At 72.3% G+C, this 22,234-nt stretch carries 17 protein-coding genes; 12 read left to right on the forward strand and 5 right to left on the reverse strand.

The features are described from left to right. The first annotated feature begins 3 nt into the window (after nucleotides 1–3). The 10 genes from KAF39_RS06620 (at nucleotide 4) to KAF39_RS06665 (ending at nucleotide 15,386) form a co-directional block, all read left to right on the forward strand. A complete protein-coding gene (locus KAF39_RS06620) occupies nucleotides 4–975 on the forward strand; it encodes a MoxR family ATPase (RefSeq protein ID WP_210676523.1) in 972 nt (323 codons plus the stop codon). Then, nucleotides 975–2,237: a DUF58 domain-containing protein gene (locus KAF39_RS06625; protein ID WP_210676524.1), complete on the forward strand. Its 1,263-nt coding sequence runs from the start codon at nucleotides 975–977 to the stop codon at nucleotides 2,235–2,237. Before KAF39_RS06620 ends, KAF39_RS06625 begins: the two co-directional genes overlap by 1 nt. After that, complete coding sequence (locus KAF39_RS06630) at nucleotides 2,234–4,636, forward strand: transglutaminase domain-containing protein (RefSeq protein WP_210676525.1); 2,403 nt, start codon at nucleotides 2,234–2,236, stop codon at nucleotides 4,634–4,636. Before KAF39_RS06625 ends, KAF39_RS06630 begins: the two co-directional genes overlap by 4 nt. Next, nucleotides 4,633–5,904 (forward strand): RDD family protein, encoded by a 1,272-nt coding sequence (locus KAF39_RS06635; RefSeq protein WP_210676526.1) that lies wholly within the window; start codon nucleotides 4,633–4,635, stop codon nucleotides 5,902–5,904. Before KAF39_RS06630 ends, KAF39_RS06635 begins: the two co-directional genes overlap by 4 nt. Then, a complete protein-coding gene (locus tag KAF39_RS06640) occupies nucleotides 5,901–6,719 on the forward strand; it encodes a PP2C family serine/threonine-protein phosphatase (RefSeq protein ID WP_210676527.1) in 819 nt (272 codons plus the stop codon). The genes KAF39_RS06635 and KAF39_RS06640 overlap by 4 nt, the downstream gene beginning before the upstream one ends. Next, the gene (locus tag KAF39_RS06645; RefSeq protein ID WP_210676528.1) at nucleotides 6,719–8,083 is read left to right on the forward strand and encodes an FHA domain-containing protein; all 1,365 of its coding nucleotides are present in this window, start codon (nucleotides 6,719–6,721) and stop codon (nucleotides 8,081–8,083) included. Before KAF39_RS06640 ends, KAF39_RS06645 begins: the two co-directional genes overlap by 1 nt. Beyond that, nucleotides 8,080–9,783, forward strand: a complete 1,704-nt coding sequence (locus KAF39_RS06650; RefSeq protein ID WP_210676529.1) for a serine/threonine-protein kinase — start codon at nucleotides 8,080–8,082, stop codon at nucleotides 9,781–9,783. Before KAF39_RS06645 ends, KAF39_RS06650 begins: the two co-directional genes overlap by 4 nt. After that, nucleotides 9,771–10,505 (forward strand): hypothetical protein, encoded by a 735-nt coding sequence (locus KAF39_RS06655; protein ID WP_210676530.1) that lies wholly within the window; start codon nucleotides 9,771–9,773, stop codon nucleotides 10,503–10,505. Before KAF39_RS06650 ends, KAF39_RS06655 begins: the two co-directional genes overlap by 13 nt. Next, the gene (locus KAF39_RS06660; protein ID WP_210676531.1) at nucleotides 10,502–14,974 is read left to right on the forward strand and encodes an FtsK/SpoIIIE domain-containing protein; all 4,473 of its coding nucleotides are present in this window, start codon (nucleotides 10,502–10,504) and stop codon (nucleotides 14,972–14,974) included. Before KAF39_RS06655 ends, KAF39_RS06660 begins: the two co-directional genes overlap by 4 nt. A gap of 115 nt (nucleotides 14,975–15,089) precedes the next feature. Then, complete coding sequence (locus KAF39_RS06665; RefSeq protein WP_210676532.1) at nucleotides 15,090–15,386, forward strand: WXG100 family type VII secretion target; 297 nt, start codon at nucleotides 15,090–15,092, stop codon at nucleotides 15,384–15,386. 60 nt (nucleotides 15,387–15,446) lie between these two features. On the opposite strand, the gene KAF39_RS06670 is transcribed toward KAF39_RS06665, so the two are convergent. The 5 genes from KAF39_RS06670 to KAF39_RS06690 form a co-directional block, all read right to left on the reverse strand. Continuing rightward, on the reverse strand, nucleotides 15,447–15,923 hold the full coding sequence (locus tag KAF39_RS06670) for a recombinase family protein (RefSeq protein ID WP_210676533.1): 477 nt from the start codon (nucleotides 15,921–15,923) through the stop codon (nucleotides 15,447–15,449). Between the two features lie 69 nt (nucleotides 15,924–15,992). Further along, the gene (locus KAF39_RS06675) at nucleotides 15,993–16,274 is read right to left on the reverse strand and encodes a hypothetical protein (RefSeq protein WP_210676534.1); all 282 of its coding nucleotides are present in this window, start codon (nucleotides 16,272–16,274) and stop codon (nucleotides 15,993–15,995) included. Beyond that, entirely contained in the window at nucleotides 16,271–16,867 is a 597-nt protein-coding gene (locus tag KAF39_RS06680) for a hypothetical protein (protein WP_210676535.1), read from the reverse strand. The genes KAF39_RS06675 and KAF39_RS06680 overlap by 4 nt, the downstream gene beginning before the upstream one ends. A gap of 2 nt (nucleotides 16,868–16,869) precedes the next feature. Further along, nucleotides 16,870–19,161 carry a hypothetical protein gene (locus KAF39_RS06685; RefSeq protein WP_210676536.1) on the reverse strand — a complete coding sequence of 764 codons (2,292 nt, stop codon included), beginning with the start codon at nucleotides 19,159–19,161 and terminating at the stop codon, nucleotides 16,870–16,872. Nucleotides 19,162–19,263: 102 nt separating this feature from the next. Further along, a complete protein-coding gene (locus KAF39_RS06690) occupies nucleotides 19,264–20,253 on the reverse strand; it encodes a malate dehydrogenase (RefSeq protein WP_210676537.1) in 990 nt (329 codons plus the stop codon). A 51-nt stretch (nucleotides 20,254–20,304) separates the two neighbouring features. Between KAF39_RS06690 and KAF39_RS06695 the strand changes: the two genes are divergently transcribed. Then, nucleotides 20,305–21,186 (forward strand): neutral zinc metallopeptidase, encoded by an 882-nt coding sequence (locus tag KAF39_RS06695; protein ID WP_210676538.1) that lies wholly within the window; start codon nucleotides 20,305–20,307, stop codon nucleotides 21,184–21,186. A gap of 70 nt (nucleotides 21,187–21,256) precedes the next feature. Then, nucleotides 21,257–22,228, forward strand: a complete 972-nt coding sequence (gene pip / locus KAF39_RS06700; RefSeq protein WP_210676540.1) for a prolyl aminopeptidase — start codon at nucleotides 21,257–21,259, stop codon at nucleotides 22,226–22,228. The last annotated feature ends 6 nt before the right edge of the window (nucleotides 22,229–22,234 follow it).

Genomic DNA, 22,234 nt, shown 5'->3' on the forward strand with positions numbered 1-22,234 from the left:
TCCATGACAATGACCCCCGAGCAGGCCGCCTGGTTCCACGGCACCTTCCAGCGCCTGGTGGAGAACGTCGACAAGGCGGTGCAGGGCAAGCGCGAGATCGTCGGTCTCGTGCTCGCCTCGATGCTGGCGGAGGGGCACGTGCTCCTGGAGGACGCCCCCGGCACGGGCAAGACCAGCCTCGCCAAGGCCCTGGCCGCGACGGTGCAGGGGACGAGCGCGCGCATCCAGTTCACGCCCGACCTGCTGCCGTCCGACGTGACCGGTGTGACGATCTACGATCAGCAGTCGCACCGCTTCGAGTTCCACAAGGGCCCGATCTTCGCCTCGATCGTGCTCGCCGACGAGATCAACCGTGCCTCGCCGAAGACGCAGTCGGCGCTGCTGGAGGTCATGGAGGAGTCGCGCGTCACGGTCGACGGCGTGACGCACGAGACCGGTCGCCCGTTCCTCGTGATCGCGACCCAGAACCCCATCGAGCAGGCCGGAACCTACAAGCTGCCGGAGGCCCAGCTCGACCGCTTCCTCATCAAGACCTCGATCGGCTACCCGGACCTCGCGGTCACGGAGAGCATCCTCGCCGGGGCGTCCGACCGCAACCCGTCCGCGGGACTCTCGGCGATCATCACCACCAGCGCGGTCGCCGACATGGCCGACCTCGCCGCGACGGTGCACGTCGAGCCCGCCGTGCTCCGCTACGTGGCGGAGCTCGCGGAGGCGACCCGCGCCGACAGCGCGATCCGCCTCGGCGTCTCGGTGCGCGGCGCGATCGCCATGGTGCGCATCGCGAAGGTGTGGGCGGCCGCGCAGGGTCGTCACTACGTGCTCCCCGACGACATCAAGGCGCTTGCCCGCCCGGTGTGGCAGCACCGTCTGCTGCTCGATGCGGAGGCGGAGTTCGCCGGCACGAACAGCGAGACCGTCATCGGTCGCGTGCTCGACGGCGTCGCGGCGCCCCAGGCGCGAACGGCGGCCTGATGACCGCGGAGGCCCTGCAGACGCCGCCGGCGTCGGCGGAACGCGACGCCGGATGGCGGGACATCGCGGCCGTCGTCGGCGCGCGCGTGCAGGCGCGCCTCCGCCTCATCGCGTCGGCGGTGCGCCCGCTCGCGTGGGTGCTGATGGTGCTCGCGGTGGGCTTCTGGATCCTCGGGCAGCTCGCCGGCTGGGTGGAGTTCACCGTGGCCGCGGTCGTGATCGCGATGGCGGTCGCCGTGTGCGCCCTGTTCCTCATCGGACGGACCGCGTACGACGTGTCGCTGGACCTGGCGCGCACGCGGGTGGTCGTGGGGGAGCGCGCGGTCGGCGCCCTCACCCTCGCCAACCGCGGCACCCGCGCGATCCTGCCGTCGCGGGTCGTGCTGCCCGTGGGCTCCGGCCGCGGCGAGTTCGGCATCCAGCGGCTCGCCCCCGGGGAGGAGGCGGAGGAGCTCTTCGCGATCCCGACCCACCGCCGCGGGGTCGTGAAGGTGGGACCGGTGAGCGTCGTCCGCGGCGATCCGCTCGGCCTGTTCGAGCGCGCGCACCGGCGCGACGAGCCGGTCGACCTCTTCGTCCACCCGCGCACGGTCCTCTTCGACGGGCAGTCGCTCGGCTACCTGCGCGACCTGGAGGGGCTGCCGGCGGCCGACCTCTCCCGCGACGACGTGTCCTTCCACGCCCTGCTCGAGTACCAGCCGGGCGACGACCTCCGCCACGTGCACTGGCGCTCCACCGCGCGCACGGGCACGATGATGGTCCGGCAGTACGAGGAGACCCGGCGCTCGCACTTCGTGATCGGGTTGTCCCGGTCCGCCGCTGACTACGACACCGCGGATGACTTCGAGCTCGGCATCTCGGCCGCCGGGTCGATCGGGCTCCGGGCGCTGCGGGACTCGCAGCGCGTCGACCTGCGCGTGCAGGGACGCGAGCTGCCGTCCGGCACGGGCAAGCAGCTGCTGGACTCACTGTCCGCGATCGCGCACAGCAAGCCCAGGGAGGGCGGCATCGCCGAGCTCGCCGGTGTCGTGGCCGCCACGATGCCGCTCGCCAGCGTCGTCGTCCTCGTCTGCGGATCGCGCGTGCGTGCCGACGACCTGCGCCTCGCCTGCTCCCGCCTGCCGTTCGGCGCCCGTGTGCTGGCCGTCGTGGCCGACACCACCGCACCGACCCCGTCGCTGCGCCGCATCGGCGAGGCGGACGTCGTGACCGTCGGCGCCCTGGAGCAGATCCCGCTCGCCCTGCAGAAGGTGCTCGCATGACCGCGCCCGCTCTCGCGCCGGGCGGCCTCGCCCTGCGCCGCTGGATCCTCGACCTCGCGGCCACCGTGCTGCTCATGCTCACGGCGCTCGTCGGGTTCTGGCCGACCTTCGCCGGGCCCTCCTTCCTCCCGGCCGCGGTCGGCGGGATGCTGCTGGGCCTCGCGATCGCCGCCGTCGCCGCCTGGCGGCGCTGGGGCATCCTCATCATCGCGGGTCTGACGGTCGGCGCGTACTTCGTCTTCGGCGGCGCGCTGGCCCTGCCGCAGACCGCGCTGCTGGGCGTGATCCCGTCGCTGGAGACGCTGCAGAAGCTCGCCGTCGGGACGGTCACGTCGTGGAAGCAGATGCTGACGACCGTCGCACCGGTCGCCGCGGCCGACGGGCACCTCCTGGTGCCGTTCCTCCTCGCGCTCGTCTTCACCGTGGTGACCGCCTCGCTCGCGCTGCGGCTGGCCCGCGTCGCCTGGGCGCTCATCCCCGCGGGTGTGCTGCTCATGCTCGTCATCGCCCTGGGGACCCCGGAGCCCGCGTTCCCGCTCGTGCAGGGGCTCGTGTTCGCGGTCGCGAGCATCGCCTGGCTCGCGCTGCGCCAGCTCTGGGCTCCGCAGAACATGGCGATCTCGGTGAGCGAGGTCGACCCCGCCCGCGCCGCGCACATGCGCACCCGCCGTCTGCTCGCGGGGGTCGCCGTGCTCGCCGTGGCCGGCGGCGCCGGCATCGCGACGAGCGCGATCGCCTCGCCCGCCCAGCCGCGGCACGTCTTCCGCGACGTGATCATCCCGCCCTTCGACATCCGCGACTATCCGAGCCCGCTGCAGGCGTTCCGCAAGAACGTGCGCGACGACGCCGACAAGACGCTCTTCACGGTGCAGGGGCTGCCCAAGGGAGCCCGCATCCGCACCGCCGTCATGGACCAGTTCGACGGCATGGTCTACAACGTCACCGACGGCGGACCGACGTCGTCGAGCGCGTTCTCCCCGCTGCGGTCGAACATGGCACCCGAGGCCGAGGGCCTCCCCGTCACGCTGAAGATCGAGATCGACGGCTACCGCGGGGTCTGGATGCCCACCGCCGGCGAGCTCGCCGAGATCCGCTTCCAGGGCGATCGCGCCGAAGAGCTGCGTCGCGGCACGTACGTGAACACCGCGACGGGCACCGCCGTCGCCACCCCGACCGTCGGCAAGGGCGACGAGTACGCCGTGGATGCCGTGCTCCCCGTCCAACCCGACGACCGGCAGCTCGCCGAGGTGCCCTTCGGCCACGTCACGATGCCGAAGCCGAGCAACGTGCCGGAGGAGCTGACCTCGCTCGCGGCGGAGACCGTGGCGGGCGCCGAGACCCCGATCGAGCAGGTGCGCGCGCTGGAGAACTTCCTCTCGGAGGGCGGGTTCTTCAGCCACGGGCTCGAGGGTGAGGTGCTGTCGCGCGCCGGGCACACGGCCGAGCGCATCTCGACGCTCGTCGGGGCGGATCAGATGATCGGCGACGACGAGCAGTACGCGGTCGCGATGGCGCTGCTCGCGGGCCAGCTCGACATCCCCGCCCGCGTCGTCCTGGGCTACTACCCGGACGAGGAGCAGGCGGACGCCGTCGTGTTCGAGGCGACGGGCGACAACGTGCACGCCTGGGTCGAGGTGAACTTCGACGGTGTCGGCTGGGTGACGTTCAACCCGACACCGCCGGAGGATCAGGTACCGAACGACCAGAACACCAAGCCGCGCGTCGACCCGAAGCCGCAGGTGCTGCAGCCGCCGCCCCCGCCGCAGGAGCCGGTCGACCTGCCGCCGACGCTGCCGGACGACCGCGAGTCCGAGGACGAGACGCTGAACCTCGCGGAGATCCTCGGGGTGATCCTCCTCATCGGCGGGATCACGCTCGCGGTGATCGCCCTGCTCATGTCGCCGTTCATCGTCATCGGGGCGTGGAAGGCCGCACGACGCCGGTCGCGCCGGTCGGCGCCCCGCACCGCGGACCGCATCAGCGGCGGCTGGGACGAGCTGACCGACCGGGCGGTCGACTACGGCGCCCGTCTGGCCCCGAACGGCACGCGCGGGGAGGAGGCCGCGGTCGTGGCCTCGACGCTGACGGTGCCGCGGGTGACCGGTCTCGCCGCGCGCGCCGACGCCGAGGTCTTCGGCCCGACGGAGCCGACGCCGCAGGACGTGGACGCCTTCTGGCAGGAGGTCGACGAGATCGTCGGCGGCCTCGGTGCGGAGGCCGGGTTCTGGAAGCGTGTGAAGGCCCGCCTGAGCCTGCGTTCGCTGCTGGGCGGGAGCGCCGTCTCGCAGGGCTTCCAGAGTCTGAAGGAGGCCGCGGCCGCCCGCGTGCGCCGCGAACCTGGCACCATCGAGAGCAACAAGGACACGACGCCGTCGTCCTCCGAGAGGGAGACCCCATGACGCAGCCCGCGCTCACGCAGATCGCCCCGATCTCCCGCCGTGCCATCGCGTACCTCATCGATGCCGCCATCGCCGGCGTGCTGGGGGCTCTCCTCGTCGGCGGGCTGGTGCTGGTCGCGCAGTTCTCCGGGAGCCTGGAGGCGATGCTGGGTGTCCTGCTCATCGGCGGGCCGATCGTGGGACTGCTGCTGCTCGCCTGGTTCGTCGTGTACACGGTGATGCAGGCTGGCGCCGGCTCGATCGGCATGCGGACCCAGGCGCTCCGGCTCGTGTCCGCGGCCGACGGCGCGCGGATCGGCTTCGGCCGGGCGCTGCTGCGCAACATCGTGTTCGGGCTCGCCGGCGCGATCGTGGTCGGCTACTTCAGTCCGCTCTTCGACGGCTCCGGACGCTTCCAGGGCTGGCACGACAAAGCGGTGGGCTCGCTGATGCTCGACGCGAAGGTCCCGGCCCCGGAGCCGGAGCCGGAGCCCGCCCCCGTCGAGGAGGCCCCGCCGTTGCTGCCGGCCCCCTCGTTCGAGCGGCTTCCTCCCGCCCCGATGCCCGGGTTCGCCCCGGCGGGCACGGCTGCCGCGCCCGCGCCGACCCCTGCGGCACCCGCCGCCCCGGTCGCGGCCCCGGCGGCGCCCCCGCTCCCCGCTTCGGACTCCGGGATGATCGCGTATGTCCCCGGGATCACGCAGGACTCCCGGCCGGCGCGGACGCCGGCCCCTCCCGCCCCTCCCGCCCCGCCCGCCCCGGCGCCCGCTGCGGCGCCGGCCGCCCCGGCGGCTGCGCCGGCGGCTCCGCCCACTTCGCCCACTCCGGCGGCCGCGCCGGCGGCCCCACCCGCTCCGGTGACTCCGCCCGCGCCCGCTGCCGCTCCCGTCCCGGCTCCGGCCCCCGCCCCGGCGCCCGCGGCGACCGACGACGACGACCTCGAGGAGACGCGCATCAGCATCCCCGGGCACCGGCTCGTGTTCACGTGGGACGACGGCACGCGCATCCCGGTCTCGCGACGGACGGTCTTCGGCCGCAACCCCGCGGTGGAGGAGGGCGCGACGGTCGTGCCCGTGCGTGATGAGACGCTCTCGCTGTCGAAGACGCACTTCGAGGCCGCGTCCGAGACCTCCGGCGGCTGGGTGCTCGACCGGCATTCCACGAACGGCCTGACGATCGTCCGCGACGGGCAGCGCATCGCGTGCCCGCCCGGACAACGGGTCCCGATTCGCCTCGGCGACGTCATCGAGATCGGCGACCGGGTCGTGATGGTCGGGGGCTACGCATGAGCGCCCCGCTGCTGGTCTCCACGGGAGCCGCGACGCACTCGGGCCTGCGTCGTCCTCTCAACGAGGACTCCTACATGGCCTCCGCACCGCTGTTCCTCGTGGCCGACGGCATGGGCGGACACGAGGCGGGGGAGCGCGCCAGCGCGACCGTGATCGACGAGTTCGCCCGCTACATCGGACGGACCAACCTCGAGCTCGACGATCTGCTCGAGGCGCTGGCCCGGGCCCGACAGGCCGTCGAAGAGCTGTCCACCGCGGGGAACGGTCGCGCGGGCACCACGCTCAGCGGGGTCGTCGTCGCGTCGGTCGAGGGCATGGGCTACTGGCTGACGGTCAACATCGGCGACTCGCGCACCTACCGCTTCGCGGACGGCGAGCTGGAGCAGATCAGCGTCGACCACTCCGTCGTGCAGGAGCTCGTCGAGTCGGGCGAGCTGACCGCCGAGGAGGCCGCCACCGACCGGCGGCGCAACATCATCACGCGGGCGATCGGGGCGAGCAGCACCGGCGACGCCGACTACTGGCTGTTCCCCGCCGAGCTGGGCGACCGGATGCTGGTGTGCTCCGACGGGCTCACCACCGAGGTGCCCGACGAGCGCATCCGCCAGATCCTCGCCGCGGAGCCCGACCCGCAGCGCGCCGCCGACGTCCTCATCGACGAGGCCGTGCAGGCGGGCGGCCGCGACAACATCACCGTGGTCGTCGTGGACGCCGTCTCGGTCGCCTCGCGACCGGGGACGCGGCTGCTCTCCGACGACACCGACATTGACGCCGACACGCGCCCGCGCGAGGCCGCAGCAGGAGGGGTTCGCTGATGCAGACGAGTTACCGACCGGGACAGTGGTACCTGATCGTGATCCCCGGCGCCCTGGTGGCGCTGCCGCCGGACGTCTCCGGTGCCACCGTCACCGCGCTGTGGGAGCGTCTGCCCGGCGCGCGCAGCCTCGCGACGGTCATCGACGTGCTCACGACGCAGGCCGGCGGGTCGTTCTCCGCCATGCCCCCGTTCGTGGCGGCGGTGCTGGAGGGGGCGGATGCGCGGGTCGCGGTCCGCGGTCCGCTGACGGTCCGCGTCACGGGGTCCGAGGCGTCGGCCGCCGCCTTCTCCGGCGCTGACGTGACCACCTGGAGCGAGCGCTTCGTGCCCGGCGCCGCGAAGATCGAGCTCACCGTCGAGGAGGACGGCACCGGCACCGCGCTGCCGGTCCAGGCGGGCATCGTGCTCGCCGCGGCGGTCAGTGCCGAGATCGAGCCGGCCGACGCGGACGCGGTCCTCGACGGTGCCGGACCGGCGCCGGTGCTGGACGAGTCCGTGCGCCCGGCGCCGTCCGCTCCGGACGCTGCTCCGTCGGCCCCGGCCCCGGCCGCAGCCCCCACCCCGGCCGCGTCGGGCCTGCCCGCGGCGCCCGTCCCCGGCACCTCCGTGCCGCTGCCGCCTCCGCCGACGCCGGCCGTCGCGCCCCCGCCCTCGGCGGCGACGACCGCCTCCGACGACTCGTCCGCGCCGGAGGAGCAGCCGGACGCGGAGACGCCGGCGACCGACGACGCGGTGATCGAGGCGACGCTGGTGCCGACCGAGGCGACCTTCGCGCCCCCCGTGGACGAGTTCGACCACCTCTGGGGCGAGACCGTGCACACGCCCATCGAAGCCGCCGCGGTGCGCCCCAGCGAGGAGCCGGAGACGGCCGCCGCCGCCGCCCCGACCGCCGCTGAACCCGGCGGCGACCACGACGGCTCGACGATCTCGGCCGCCGACCTGCGCGAGCTCCGGCAGCAGCCCACCGCCGCCCCGGAGGCGGCGACCGAGGTCATCCCGGTCGCCGAGCCGGCGGCGGTGTCAGACGGACGCATCCGCATGTCCACCGGCCAGGTCGTCACGCTGGACCGCACGGTCATCATCGGCCGCCGCCCGCGCTCCACCCGAGCCAGCGGCGCCAACATGCCGCACCTGATCGCCGTCGACAGCCCGCAGCAGGACATCTCGCGCAGCCACCTGGAGGTGCGGCCGGAGGGCGACACGGTCGTCGTGATCGACCTGCACACCACGAACGGCTCGACCCTGCTCCGCCCCGGCGCCGACCCCGTCCGCCTGCACCCCGGCGAGCAGACGCTCGTGCTGTCCGGCGACGTGGTCGACCTGGGCGACGGGGTGACGGTCGCCTTCGAGGACCTCCCGTGAGCCGTCGCCCCTCCCCGCCGCCCGAACTCCCCGGTTTCACGTACGTGGAGCCGCTGGGCACCGGCGGCTTCGCGGACGTCTTCCTGTACGAGCAGGAGATGCCGCGGCGTCGGGTCGCGGTCAAGGTGCTCCTCGCCGACCGCATCTCCAGCGGCGCGGCGCAGGAGTTCGCCGATGAGGCGAACGTCATGGCCATGCTGTCGACGCACCCCGCGATCGTCACGATCTACCAGGCGGGAGTGGCAGGAGACGGCCGTCCCTACCTGGTGATGGAGTACTGCCCGCGGCCGAACCTGCAGATGCGCTCCCGCAAGGAGCCGTTCTCCGTGGCCGAGGCGCTGCGGGTCGGCATCCAGGTGGCCGGTGCCGTCGAGACCGCCCACCGGGCCGGTGTGCTGCACCGGGACATCAAGCCGGCGAACATCCTCGTCACCGAGTACAACCGTCCCGCGCTGACCGACTTCGGCATCGCGTCCACGACGGGCGCGACCGGCGAGTCCTCGGGCATGTCCATCCCGTGGTCGCCGCCGGAGTCCTTCGCGGAACCGCCCCAGAGCGGTCCCCGCACCGACGTGTGGGCGCTCGGGGCGACGCTGTACACGCTGCTCGCCGGCCGGTCGCCGTTCGAGCGCCCCGGGGAGCGCAACTCGAGCGCCGACCTCATCGAGCGCATCGAGCGGGCGGCGCTGCCGTCCCTCGCCCGTCCGGACTCCCCGGAGAGCCTGCAGCGTCTGCTGGAGCGGGCGATGGCGAAGAACCCGGACGACCGGTTCCCGAGTGCGGTCGCGTTCGCTAGGGCCCTGCAGAAGATCCAGATCGAGCTCTCCCACTCCGTCACGCCGATCGACATCGTCGACGACCACCCGCCGGCGGAGGATCTGGAGGACGACAACGACGGCCTCACGCGGGTGCGCGAGATCGTCAGCATCGACCCCGGGATGTCCTCCACCTCGACGCGTCCGTCCGCGGCCACGCAGCCGAAGGGCCCCGCGGTCGTCGTCCCCGACGCTCCGCGGTTCACGCTTCCCGCCCGGGTCGACGACGCCGTGGAGCAGACGCAGCGCCGGGGCGCCGGAGTGGCGTCCGCCGCCGCTGCCCCTGCCCCGCCGACGGCCCCGTCCGCGCCGGCCGGGCCCGGTCCGGACCGCGACGACCGGACGATCCTCCGGCCGCCGCAGGTCGTGCACCCGGAGTCGGCTCCGGCGCCGACGCCCGCACCGGCGCCGGTCGTCGAGGCGCCATCGGCGGCACCGTCCGCGGACGCCGACTCCCCCGCACCCCCGCGGTCCCGACGCGGACTCTGGATCGGCCTGGCCGCGGCGGCGGTCGTCATCGTCGTGGGCGGCATCGTGGGTCTCAACCTCCTCGTCGCCGGGCTCGCGCCGGAACCAGCGCCCGAGACCACCGAGGCGGCGGTCGACCCGCAGAACCCGGTGTCCGATGCGGTGCCGAAGGTGACGCAGCTCACCGGCACCCGCTCCGGCGCGGAGGTCACGTTCACGTGGCAGAACCCGGATCCGCAGGAGGGCGACAGCTACATCTGGACCGAGACCGGCGGAGCCTCCGACGGCGCGGTCAGTCAGGCGGCGGAGGCGACCGTGACGTTCACGCCCGCGTCGCCCGGCGAGGTCTGCGTGGAGGTGATGCTGCGCCGCGGTGACGGGCGCGCATCCGAGCCGGCGAGGGGATGCGTCGAATGAGCGCGGGGGCGCAGGTCACGGTGGAGTTCGCGGGGGAGTACTTCCCGATCGCGCAGGGCAGCCGCTTCATCGTGGGGCGCGAAGGCGACCTCACCCTCGACGACAACCTGTTCCTGCATCGGCACTTCCTGGAGATCAGCGAGAGCGACGGACTGTGGTGGCTCGTCAACATCGGCTCCCGCCTGACCGCCACGGTCACCGACTCCGCGGGCGGGGTGCAGGCCTGGCTCGCCCCCGGTGCCCGCCTGCCGCTGGTGTTCGAGACCACCACGGTGGTCTTCAGCGCCGGCCCCACGACCTATGAGCTCGTGCTGCATGCCGCCGAGCCGGCGTTCCGCGCCACCAAGCGCGACTACGACGACGACGGCATGTCCACGATCGGCGACGTGCCCCTCACCGTGAGCCAGAAGCTGCTGATCCTCGCGCTCGCCGAGCCGCAGCTGCGGCGCGACGGCACGGGCATGAGCGAGATCCCCTCGTCGGCGAAGGCCGCCGAGCGGCTCGGCTGGACGGTGACGCGCTTCAACCGGAAGCTCGACAACGTGTGCGACAAGTTCGACCGGGTCGGGGTGCCGGGCATGCGCGGCGGCCAGCGCAGCTTCGCCACCAACCGGCGGGCACGGCTGGTGGAGCACGTGATCGCATCGCGGCTCGTGACGAAGGACGACCTCCCGCTGCTGGACGCCCCGCAGCCGAGTGAGGCAGAGGGAGACAACGAGTGAAGGTACGGCTGACCCTGCTGCGTCAGGGCGCGGCATCCAGCGACATCGAGGTCACCGCCGAGAGCACCGCGACGATCGGGGAGATCGCCGCGATGATCGTCCGGGCCGATCCCCTCGGGGCGTTCGCGCACGCCGACCCCTCGGCGGTGACGCTGGAGGCCTACAGCTCGGTCGTCGCCGGGGCGGGAGACCTGCTGGCGCCGGAGTCGACGTTCGCGCACGTCGGTCTCGCCCACGGGGCCACGGTCCGCGTGGTTCCGGCCTCGTACGAGCAGCGTCCCGTCGTCGGCCGCATGGAGGTCGGCTCGGGCCCGGGGGCGCGTTCGATCGCCCTGACCCGCGGCACCATCGTGCTGGGACGGGACGAGTCCTGCGACGTCGTGATCGACGACCCGCTCGTGTCGAAGAAGCATGCGCGGCTGGAGATCGGTGACCGGGTCGAGCTCATCGACCTGAACTCCGCGAACGGGATCCTCATCGACGGGGCGTCCGTCGTGCGTCTGGTCGCGGCCGACGGGGAGCTCGCCGTCGTGCTCGGCGACACCCCGGTGCGGGTGAAGGTGGAGACGGGAGCGACCGCTCCCACGACGGCCGAGGCGTCGATCCGCCAGGTCGAATTTGTGCGCTCGCCGCGCGTCGAGGAGCGCTATCTCGGCGAGGAGCTGGACGGCACCGACCTGCCCGTCCCGGCGCGCAAGCAGCCGTTCCCGCTGCTCACGCTCGTCGCCCCGCTGCTCATGGGCGGCGCGATGTACTTCTTCACCCAGAGCATCCTCTCGATCATGTTCGTGGCGTTGTCGCCGCTGCTCATGATCGGCACCTGGCTGACGACGAAGAACCAGCAGAAGCGCGAGCTGGAAGAGGACAAGAAGCGCTTCGAGGAGCAGCTGGAGCGCCTGGACGCGCGGCTGCAGGAGGAGCGGGAGCGCGAGATCGACGTGCGCCGCCGCGAGGTGCCCCTGCTGCGCGAGGTCAGCGACGCCGCGCTCGCCGCCGGTCCGCTGATCTGGACCCGTCGGACGGAGCACTGGTCGTTCCTGCACGTGCGCCTCGGTATCGGCGACACCGCGTCCCGCAGCTCCGTGAAGGACTCGAACGGCCGCGACCGGGCGATCCCCGAGTACGTCGAGAAGCTCGATGCCGTGATCGACGCCACCCGGATCGTGCCGCAGGTGCCGATCCTGGAGGACCTCACGGATGTCGGTGCCCTCGGCATCGCCGGACTCAGCGGCCGCTCGACCGGCTACGCGCGCGCCCTGCTCGCTCAGCTCACGGGGCTGCACGCGCCGGCCGACGTCGGCGTGGTCGGGCTCTGGGGCCCCCGCTGGGGGGCGCAGCTCGCCGACACCAAGTGGCTGCCGCACGCCTGGTCCGCGCAGGCGGTGCTCGGCGTGCAGCCGATCGGCGACGGTCCCACCTCGGCCGGGCAGATCGTCGCCCGGCTGGAGGAGCTCATCGCGACGCGGTCGACCCGCAACGGCGATGCCGTGGAGCTCGGCGCGCTCGAGGCCGAGAAGGCCGCGACGAACAGCGGCTCGAAGGTCGGCGAGGACTCGCGCAGCCGCCACGACGGCGTGCCGAAGCCCGCGATCGTGGTGCTCATCGCGCCGGACGCCCCGGTCGACCGCGGGCGCCTCATCCAGCTCTCCGAGCGCGCCGCGTCACGGGGCATCTTCCCGGTGTGGCTGACGGAGGACGTCGCGACGCTCCCCGCGTCCTGCCGCACCTTCGTCGAGCTCGGTGCGACGGACAGCGCGCACTTCGTGCGTCTCGGCGAGGTCGTCGAGAACCTTGCCGTCGACGAGCTCACCCGCGAGCAGTTCGCCGTGTTCGCTCGGGCGCTGGCGCGCCTGACCGACGCCGGGGAGGTCGCCCTCGATCGCAGCGACGTGCCGCGGACGATCTCGATGCTCCACCTGCTCGGGCGCGACATGGCCACGCAGCCGGAGAGCGTCGTCGACCGGTGGACGCAGAACGACTCCCTGCACTCCCGCCGCAAGAGCGGGTCCGCACGGCGGTACCAGCCCAAGCTCCGCGCCCTCGTCGGCGCGGGGGCCGAGGGTGCGCTGCAGCTCGATCTGCGGCAGCAGGGCCCGCACGCCCTCGTCGGCGGCACCACGGGATCGGGCAAGAGCGAGTTCCTGCAGGCCTGGGTGCTGGGCATGGCGACCGAGTACAGCCCCGAGCGCTTGACCTTCCTGTTCGTCGACTACAAGGGCGGCTCGGCGTTCGCCGACTGCGTCAGCCTGCCGCACTGCGTCGGCATCGTGACCGACCTGAACGAGCACCTCGTGCGCCGCGTGCTGGTGAGCCTCCGCGCGGAGCTGCACTATCGGGAGCACCTGTTCAACCGCAAGAAGGCCAAGGACATCCTGGAGCTGGAGCGCGCGGGCGACCCGCAGGCGCCGCCCGCGCTCGTGCTGGTGATCGATGAGTTCGCGGCGCTCGCCAAGGAGGTCCCGGAGTTCGTCGACGGCGTCATCGACATCGCCCAGCGCGGGCGCTCGCTCGGCATCCACCTGATCATGGCGACGCAGCGCCCGGCCGGTGTCATCAAGGACAACCTGCGGGCGAACACGAACCTCCGCGTCGCCCTGCGCATGGCCGACGAGACGGACAGCAACGACGTCATCGGCACGAAGGACGCGGCGCTGTTCGACCCCGGCACCCCCGGTCGCGGTATCGCGAAGACGGGTCCCGGCCGCATGACGCTGTTCCAGTCGGCGTATTCCGGCGGGTGGAGCCTGGGAGAGGACGAGGGCACGGATGTGACCATCGCGGCCTTCGGCACCACCGACCAGGGGCCCTGGGAGCTGCCGATCGACGAGAACGCGGTCGTCGTGGACGAAGACCTCGGGCCCAACGACCAGCAGCGTCTGGTGAGCACGATGGTGCTCGCGGCCCAGGCCGCGCAGGTCGATCCGCCGCGGCGCCCGTGGCTCGACGAGCTCGCCCCCACCTTCGATCAGCTGAAGCTGCCGCAGCGCACCGATGCGGCGCTGCTGCTCGGCGTGATCGACGAGCCGGAGCGGCAGGAGCAGGTGCCATTCCACTTCCTGCCCGACACCGAGGGCCACATGGTCATCTACGGCACCAGCGGGTCGGGCAAGAGCGCGGCGCTGCGCACACTCGCCGTCTCCGCGGGCATCACCCCGCGGGGCGGGCCCGTGCAGGTGTACGGCCTCGACTTCGGCTCCGGGGCGCTGCGCATGCTCGAGCCGCTGCCGCACGTCGGCTCGGTCATCTCGGGTGACGACGCCGAGCGCGTGGCGCGCCTGTTCGCGACGCTGCGCAGCGAGCTCGACCGCCGGGGCGACGCGTACTCCGCGGTGGGCGCGGCGACGCTCACCGAGTACCGGGCGCTGTCCGGCAAGACGGACGAGCCCCGCATCCTCGTCCTCATCGACGGCTTCGCGGCGTTCCGCAACGACTACGAGGCGGTGATCGGCCGCACCGACACGTACAACGCGCTGCAGGAGGTGCTGTCGGACGGCCGCGCGGTCGGCATCCACGTCGTCCTGTCCGCCGACCGCTTCCAGAGCATCCCCAGCGCGCTGAACGCGATGCTGCAGCGTCGGGTGGTGCTGCGCATGGCCGACACCGACGCCTACAACATCCTCAACGTGCCGAAGGACGTCCTGACGCCGGAGTCGGTTCCCGGGCGGGCCATCGTCGGCGAGAACGAGGCGCAGATCGCGATCATCGGCGGCACGCGCAGCATGAAGGAGCAGTCGCTGGCGATCGAGCGGATGGCGGCCTCGATGTCGCGCCGCGGGGTGCCCGACGCGCCGCCGGTGCGGGCGCTGCCGCTCAGCTACGGTCTCGACGAGATCCCGGCGACGGTGGGCGACCAGCTCGTCGTCGGTCTCGCCGACACCGATCTCGGACCGTTCGGCATCGAGCCGACGGGGACGTTCGTCATCGCCGGGCCGCCCGCGAGCGGGAAGAGCAACGCGCTCGCGGCGATCACGCAGCAGGCGCTCCGGGCCCGCCCCGGCACGCCGACGCTGTTCCTGGGGTCGACGCGCTCGCCGGCGCGGAACGCGGTGGCGTGGACGGCGATGGCGACCGACGGCATCAGTGGCACGGCCGCCGTGAACGAGATCGTCGAGAAGGCCGAGCAGGGCCTCAGGCCCGTCGTGGCCGTCGAGGGCGTCGCGGAGTTCGCGTCGTCGCTGCTGGAGATGCCGCTGTCCGATCTCGTGAAGCGGGCCACCCGGGGCGAGCTCCTGCTGCTCTTCACGGGCGACACGAGCGAGTGGACGAGCAACTTCGGCCTGCTCGGCGAGATCAAGCAGGCGCGTCGGGGCGTGGTGCTGCAGCCGGAGACCATCGACGGCGAGCTCGTGCTCAAGGCGCCGCTGCCGCGCATCGGCCGGGGCGAGTTCCCGGTCGGTCGTGCCGTCCTCGCGCAGCGGGGGAAGATCGTGCGGGTGCAGTTCCCGCTCGTCATCCCGGAGACGGTGTGAGAGGCCGTCGCGGAATCATGGGGAGTTCTCCCCATAGGCAGGGCACATTCCCTTCGTTACTCTCGAAGGACAAGAACACCTCCGGCACCCGCCGGGGCGACCGGAAGGTAACACCATGACGAACCTCAAAGTCAGCTACGCCGACATGAAGGACGCTGCTGGCCGTCTCCGCACGGGCCAGCAGGAGATCGAGACCCAGCTGAAGAACCTGCGTGCGTACGTGTCGCAGCTCGTCTCGGGCGGCTTCGTGACCACGTCCGCCTCGGGCGCGTTCGACGCCTCGTACGCGCAGTTCAACCAGGGCGCGACCGCGACCATCGCCGGTATCGAGGGCATGGCCCGCTTCCTCGACGTCGCAGCCCAGTCGCTGCAGTCGACGGACGAGCAGCTCGCGGCGCAGATCCGCCAGTAAGGCCTCAGCGAGAAGAGGGGATGCCGATCCGGCATCCCCTCTTCTGCGTCTGCGGGCCGTTCAGCGGACGGCGGAGGCCGCGTCCGCGAGGTGCCGCGCGTTGTGGTTCAGCACCTTGACGATGATGCCGTGGCGACGCAGCTCGGCGACCGTCCTGGCACCCTCTTCGCTGTCCCGGCCGAGGGCGGCGATGGTCGCGACGACCAGCACGTCCCCGGGCTGCAGCGTGGCGATGAGCCGGGCGATGCGATCGCTCCAGCTCTCCAGGATGTCGGGTGCCGGGTGACGGAATCCCTCGATCGGGACGCCGAAGCGGGTGAGGTCGGCGCGTTGCTCCACGACGGACGGCATGTCGTCACGGGAGACGACGAGGCCGACGAGGCGCGAGCCATCGGGTCGCGCGAGCCAGAAGTTGCGGTTCTCCTGCAGCTCGGTGAAGCACTTGGGGCACTCGGCCGCGGCATGCGGAAGGTGCAGGGGGCTCGTCAGAGCCTCATCGACGGCGTTCTCCGCCACGGGTTCGATCGTCTCGCTCATCGCGCACCTCCATGTCTATTGTGCCCTGTCCGGGCGACCGGTGCGGCGGTGTCGCGTGTGCGGATCGGCTCAGGGAGTGCCGCCGGTGGCGGCGCTCGTGATCTCGGCCTCCTGGGTCTCGAACGCGGTCGCGGCGTCACGGGCGACGACGCCGGCACCGGCGGTCATGCTCTGCAGCTGCAGCAGCGTGCCCTTGGCCCACAGGGCCCAGGTGTCGGCGGCGGCCGAGACGGCGGAGCTGCCGCAGGCGCCGAGCGCGAGGTCCACCTCGAGGCTCATCGCCCACGCGGTGCTCTGCAGGGTGCTGCCCGTCGCGCCGACGGCACCGGAGTCGAACTGGAGATCGGTCATGACGGCTCCTTCACGTCGTCCGGGGAATAGGTCTCGGTGGGGTCCGGCTGCGGGTCGAAGAGGCCGACGCTGACACCGTCGAGGTCGCACTCCTCGCCGGTCGGAGCGGGTCCGCTGGCCCGGCGGTCGTCGGTGCCGACGACCCGGTACTCCTTGATCTCCCCGACGAGCTCTGCGGGGATCTCGGGCTGGTCGGCGCTGATCTGCCAGTTGGTCGCCTCGCAGACACGGACGACCGCTTGCGTGTCGCTCTCCTCGTCGACCGAGAGGGGGATCATCGGCGTCGGGCCGGGGAACGTCGTGAACTCCTCACGTCCGGCGCGTCCGACCTGCGCGTTGTACACCTGCTCGGGCACCAGGGCCTGCGTGGACGACTCCAGTTCCTTCGAGGAGTAATCGCGAGTCACCCACGCGGTGTTCAGCGCGAGGTCGGAGGCGCGTACGGCCTGCACCCAGGGGCTGTCCTCGAGTTCGCCCGACGGGGCACCGTCCTGCCAGGCCACTTCGGGTGCTTCCACACTCGGGGTCGGGGTGCATCCCACGAGGGCGATGCCGACGATGACGAGCGCTGTCCACGCATACTTCCGCTGCATTCTCAGTGTCCTTTTGCCCACGAGGCATTCGCTTCGACGGCCCGCTGATAGTCGCGGAACCGTTCGCCGGTGAGTTCTTCGATCTGCGATGGAGAGAGGCCCTCGGTCATCCCGAGCTGCTCCAGCATCTGTCTGAACGTCTCGCGGGCCGCCCTCTCCCGGCCGTCGGCGCTGTTCTCCTGCTCCTGCAACAGTACTTCGTGCGTGTTGCCCCACGCGGCTGTGGCCTGTCCGGACCCCCAGTCAGTGATCCCGCCGACGACAGCGCTCTGTGCGATGTCGATCGCGACGTTGCCACCGGCGACCAGCACCTCACCGACCGCGGGGATCGGGATGAGCCCGACGACGGTGCCGACGCCGTCGATCGCCGCCTGCACTGCCGCGTCATGGCGGCTGGCCTCGGCGAGAGCGGAACCGGCGGGAGAGCCGTCGAGCCATCCCTGCAGTTCGATCACGCGCTCCAGGAGGTCCGCTTTCACCTCGCTGCCGGCGGGTGCGAGGTCGGCGATCGCGATGAGGGCGTCCTGATACTGGCTCACCGACTGCGCCATGACCGCAGCGCCGGCGGACGGCGTCTCGCCATCACTCCAGGTTGCGGTGCCCAACAGCTGCGCGAGCACGTTCGGTTCCAGGTTCGGGATCGGGCGGGACACGTCGTCCGTGCCGACCATGATGTTCATCGCGAAGGGACCGTCGCTCGACGTCGCGTTGCTGTCGCTGATGGCCTCGGAGAAGTACGGCATCGACAGTGAGATGCCCTCTGCGAGCCGCACCTGGCCGATGCTGGTCAGGTTTTCCGGCAGGAAGGCATCGTTGCCGGTCAGCGCTGTGACGACCTGCGTCGTCAGGCTCGCCACGCGCTCCCACGTCTCCGGGTTGTACGTGTGCGCGGCGTCCGCGGGGCCGCCGGCGGCCTGCTGGGCTCCTGCCCACAGTGCGCTCGGGCCTTCGAAGCCGTCTCCGGTGGTGTTGGCGCTCCAGTCACGCTCGCCGAACCAGTACTCGATACGGCCGGTGCCGAGGTCGCCGTCGCCGAACGGGTCGGACTCGGTCGAGGTCAGCCAGTCGAGGGCGGCGTCCGGGTAGGTGCCGAGCGTGGAGAAGATGCGGCCGGCGAGGTCGTCGACGCGGTTGCCGTCCAGCCCAGTCTGCTCGCCCTCCAGGAACGCCAGGGTACGACCACCGGCGTTCGGGGAGAAGTCGGTCCAGTTGCCGTACTGCATGCTCGACGGGTCGCGCTCGATGCGGTCGATCTCGTCGGCCATCGCCACGGTGAGGTTCACGCCGAGCGGGTGGTTCTTCTCGTCCGAGAAGAGGAAGCCGATCGCGGCGACCGCGCCGCCGACGCTGGACGAGGCGCCGGTGAGCATGCTCTCGGCGAAGTCTCTCGAGGTGGAGGGCATCCAGATCTGGGATCCGGTCGACAGACCGCCGCGGATCGAGGTCGCCAGGGCGAGGGCGGTCGCGCCGGCGAGACCGTCGACCATCACCGCGTCACCGAGGTTGTCGATCATCGAGACGGTGTTCTCGCCGCCCACCTCGAGGAAGAACTGCGACATGACGAACGTGTCGTCGCCCCACACGTCGAAGAAGTCCTGCATGGCCTGCAGGTTCTCGTCGGTGATGTCGCCCTCGGCGATCTCGTCCGCCACGTTCGCGAAGGCGTCGCCGAGGTTGTCGTAGGTCAGCTCGTCGAGGTCCTCGATGCCGGCGAAGCTCAGCGCCGACTGCATCGCATCCCAGCGCGCCGAGGCGGGCGGGGCGAGGGCGGCGACGAGCGCGTCGTCGGCGGCCTGCCGCTGCGTGGCGAGGGCCTTGAGCTGGTTGGCGGCCTGGCGCATGTCCGCGAGACCCGGCTTGGTGCCGCTGGGCACGAAGAGTCCCGACTGCAGGGTGGGGCTCGGGGCGTTGAAGGTGTAGGTCGACAGCGGAAAGAGGCTGTCCTCCTGCTCGGCCGCCTTCCACGTGGCGTAGCCGGTGGCGTACGCCTGGTGGGCGGCGGTGGTGGCGGCCCGGATGCGGTCGACCTCCGCGGCGTATGCCGAGAGGGCGGACTGCACGGCCGCGAACTCCGTAGTCAGCTCGGTGCACAGCGCCTGCGGCTTGGTGAGCGAGGTGCGGAAGGCGGCCCCGGCGTCACCGGCCCAGATCTCCTCGGTGGTCCCGGTAGCCGCGTTCGACAGCGCCGAACGCACCGTCTCGGTGCCCGTGCTGCGGTTGCCGACGCGTGTCGCCGCATCGTTCACCGCTCCGGTGTTGCCGCGTCCCGGATGCAGATCGTCCCACTGTGCCATGTCGTCGCCCCTCCTCGACGGTGCTCCCGTCCGCAGTCAATCTACCGGGGGTCGGCAAGCCGAGGCGATGGGCAGAACTCCCCATGCGGGGCGCGAGCCGGGTCAGAGCAGGCCGAGGTCGCGGACGGCGTCGCGCTCCTCCTGGAGCTCCGCGATCGACGCGTCGATGCGGGCGCGCGCCCAGTCGTCGATCTCGAGCCCCTCGACGATGCGCCACTCGCCGTCCACGGCCTGCACCGGGAAGGACGACACGAGCCCCTCTGGCACCCCGTATTCGCCGCGGGACACGACCGCGGCCGACGTCCACTCCTCGGTGCCGCGCACCCAGTCGCGCACGTGGTCGATGGTCGCGCTCGCCGCGGAGGCGACCGACGACGATCCCCGCACCTCGATGATCTCGGCCCCGCGCTTGGCCACCCGGGGGATGAAGGTCTGCTCCAGCCAGGCGGGGACGTCGCCGACGATCCGCTCCAGGGCGTCCCGGACGGGCCCGCCCCCGACCGTCGCGTGCGACACGTCCGGGAACTGCGTGGCCGAGTGGTTGCCCCAGATCGGGACGCGGCGGACCGTGTGCACGGGGGCGCCGAGCGTCTGCGCGAGCTGGGCCCTCGCCCGGTTCTCGTCGAGACGGGTCAGCGCGGAGAAGCGGTCGGCGGGGACGCCGTCGGCTGCCGCCGCGGCGATCAGCGCGTTCGTGTTCGCGGGGTTGCCGACCACGGTCACCCGGACGCCGGGGGCGGCGTTCGCGGCGATGGCCGCGCCCTGCGGGCCGAAGATCCCGCCGTTCGCCGCGAGCAGGTCGCCGCGCTCCATGCCGGGACCGCGAGGGCGGGCGCCGACGAGCAGTGCGAGGTCGCAGCCATCGAAGCCGACCGCGGCGTCGTCGGTCACCTCCACGTGCTCGAGCAGCTCGAACGCGCCGTCCTGAAGCTCCAGCGCGGCGCCCTCCGCGGCACCCAGCCCCTGGGGGATCTCGAGCAGCCGCAGCCGCACCTTCTCGTCCGGTCCGAGCATGTCCCCGGCGGCGATGCGGAAGAGGAGCGCGTAGCCGATCTGTCCGCCCGCGCCGGTGATGGTGATCGTGGTGGCCATGTCACGAGCCTACGACCGTCGCGGTGCCACCGTGCGGAGTACCCTCGACGCATGACGTTCAATCCCGATGCCGACCTCTCGGGCAACACCACCCGGCGCCGCGGACGCACCGCCGCCATTGCGGGCGGGACCGGCATCGGCGTGCTCGGCCTGCTCGCGCTCATCGCCGGCCCCCTGCTGGGCATCGACCTCAGCGGTCTCGTGGGCGGCGCCCCCGGCGGCGGAAGCGAGCCGGCGGGAGGGTCCGCCATCGAGAACTGCGACTCCGGGGCCGACGCGAACGCGGACGTCGACTGCCGCATGGCGGGGGCGCAGGTCGCGCTCGACGCCTTCTGGGAGGACAACGTCGACGGCTACCGGGCTCCGCAGCTCATCGTCGTCGACGGAGCGACCTCCACGCAGTGCGGCACCGCCTCCAATGCGGTCGGCCCGTTCTACTGCCCGCCGGAGGAGACCGTCTACATCGACCCGACGTTCTTCCAGCTCATGCAGCAGCAGTTCGGGGCTTCGGCGGGCAACCTCGCGCAGCTCTACATCGTCGGGCACGAGTGGGGCCACCACATCCAGAGCATCATCGGCACGATGGAGCAGTACCCGAACAACGGGACGGGCCCGGGCAGCAACGGCGTGCGCATGGAGCTGCAGGCCGACTGCTACGCCGGCGGCTGGCTCGGCCGCGCGACCGAGCAGACCGACGCCGACGGCGACCCGTACCTGGAGAAGCCGACCGAGGAGCAGATCCGGGACGCCCTGAACGCGGCGGCCACCGTCGGTGACGACCACATCCAGGAGCAGGCCGGGCAGGTGAACCCGGAGACCTGGACCCACGGCTCCAGCGAGCAGCGCCAGCGCTGGTTCGCGGAGGGGTACCAGAACGGGCTCGACGCGTGCGGGCAGGTGTTCACGCTTCCCGCCGACCAGCTCGACCCGTAGGCGCGGTGGTCCCGTCGCTGTCAGATAACGTGGAGTCGGCAGGACCGCACGACCGGTGGGGAGATCGGACATGACGAACACCGAGGGGCTCTATCCGCCCATCGAGCCGTTCGAGACCGGGGTGCTCCTGGTCGGGGACGGGCATCGCGTCGCGTGGGAGGCCAGCGGCAACCCCGATGGCAAGCCGGTCGTCTTCCTCCACGGCGGGCCCGGCAGCGGCACGTCCCCGTGGCAGCGGCAGTTCTTCGACCCGGAGGTCTACCGCATCGTCCTCCTCGACCAGCGCGGGTGCGGACGCAGCACCCCCTCAGCCGCCGAGTCGGACGCCGACCTCCGGCACATCACGACGGCGCACCTCATCGCCGATCTCGAGCTGCTGCGCAAGAACCTCGGCATCGAGCGGTGGCAGGTGTTCGGGGGATCCTGGGGGAGCGCCCTCGCCCTCGCCTACGCGCAGGCCCACCCCGGCGTGGTGACCGAGCTCATCCTGCGGGGCGTCTTCACCCTGCGCCGCGTCGAGCTGGAGTGGTTCTACGAGGGCGGGGCGGCAGCGCTGTTCCCCGACCTGTGGGAGGACTTCCTCGCACCCATCCCGGTGCTGGAGCGCTCACGGCTGATCGAGGCGTACCACCGGCGGCTGTTCGATCCGGACCCGGCGGTGCACGAGCCCGCCGCTCTCGCGTGGGCGGCGTGGGAGGCGGCGACCGTCGGTCTCACTCCCGACCCCGCGCAGATCGCGGCGATGGCCGACCCCCGCCGGGCACTCGCGTTCGCCCGCATCGAGAACCACTTCTTCGTGCATCGCGGCTGGTGGGCGGACGGGCAGCTGCTGGCCGGGATCGACGCCATCCGGCACATCCCAGCCGTGATCGTGCAGGGGCGGCACGACGTCGTCACCCCGATGATGACGGCGTGGGAACTGCATCGCGCCTGGCCGGAGGCCGACTTCCGGGTCGTCGACGACGCCGGGCATTCCGCCGCCGAGCCCGGCATCCGCGCGGCTCTCCGCGCGGCGACCGACCGCTTCCGTCCCGGCGTCTGACGCGCC

Origin of the sequence: Microbacterium sp. BLY (genome assembly GCF_017939615.1) — a bacterium.
In the GTDB taxonomy this organism is placed as follows: domain Bacteria; phylum Actinomycetota; class Actinomycetes; order Actinomycetales; family Microbacteriaceae; genus Microbacterium.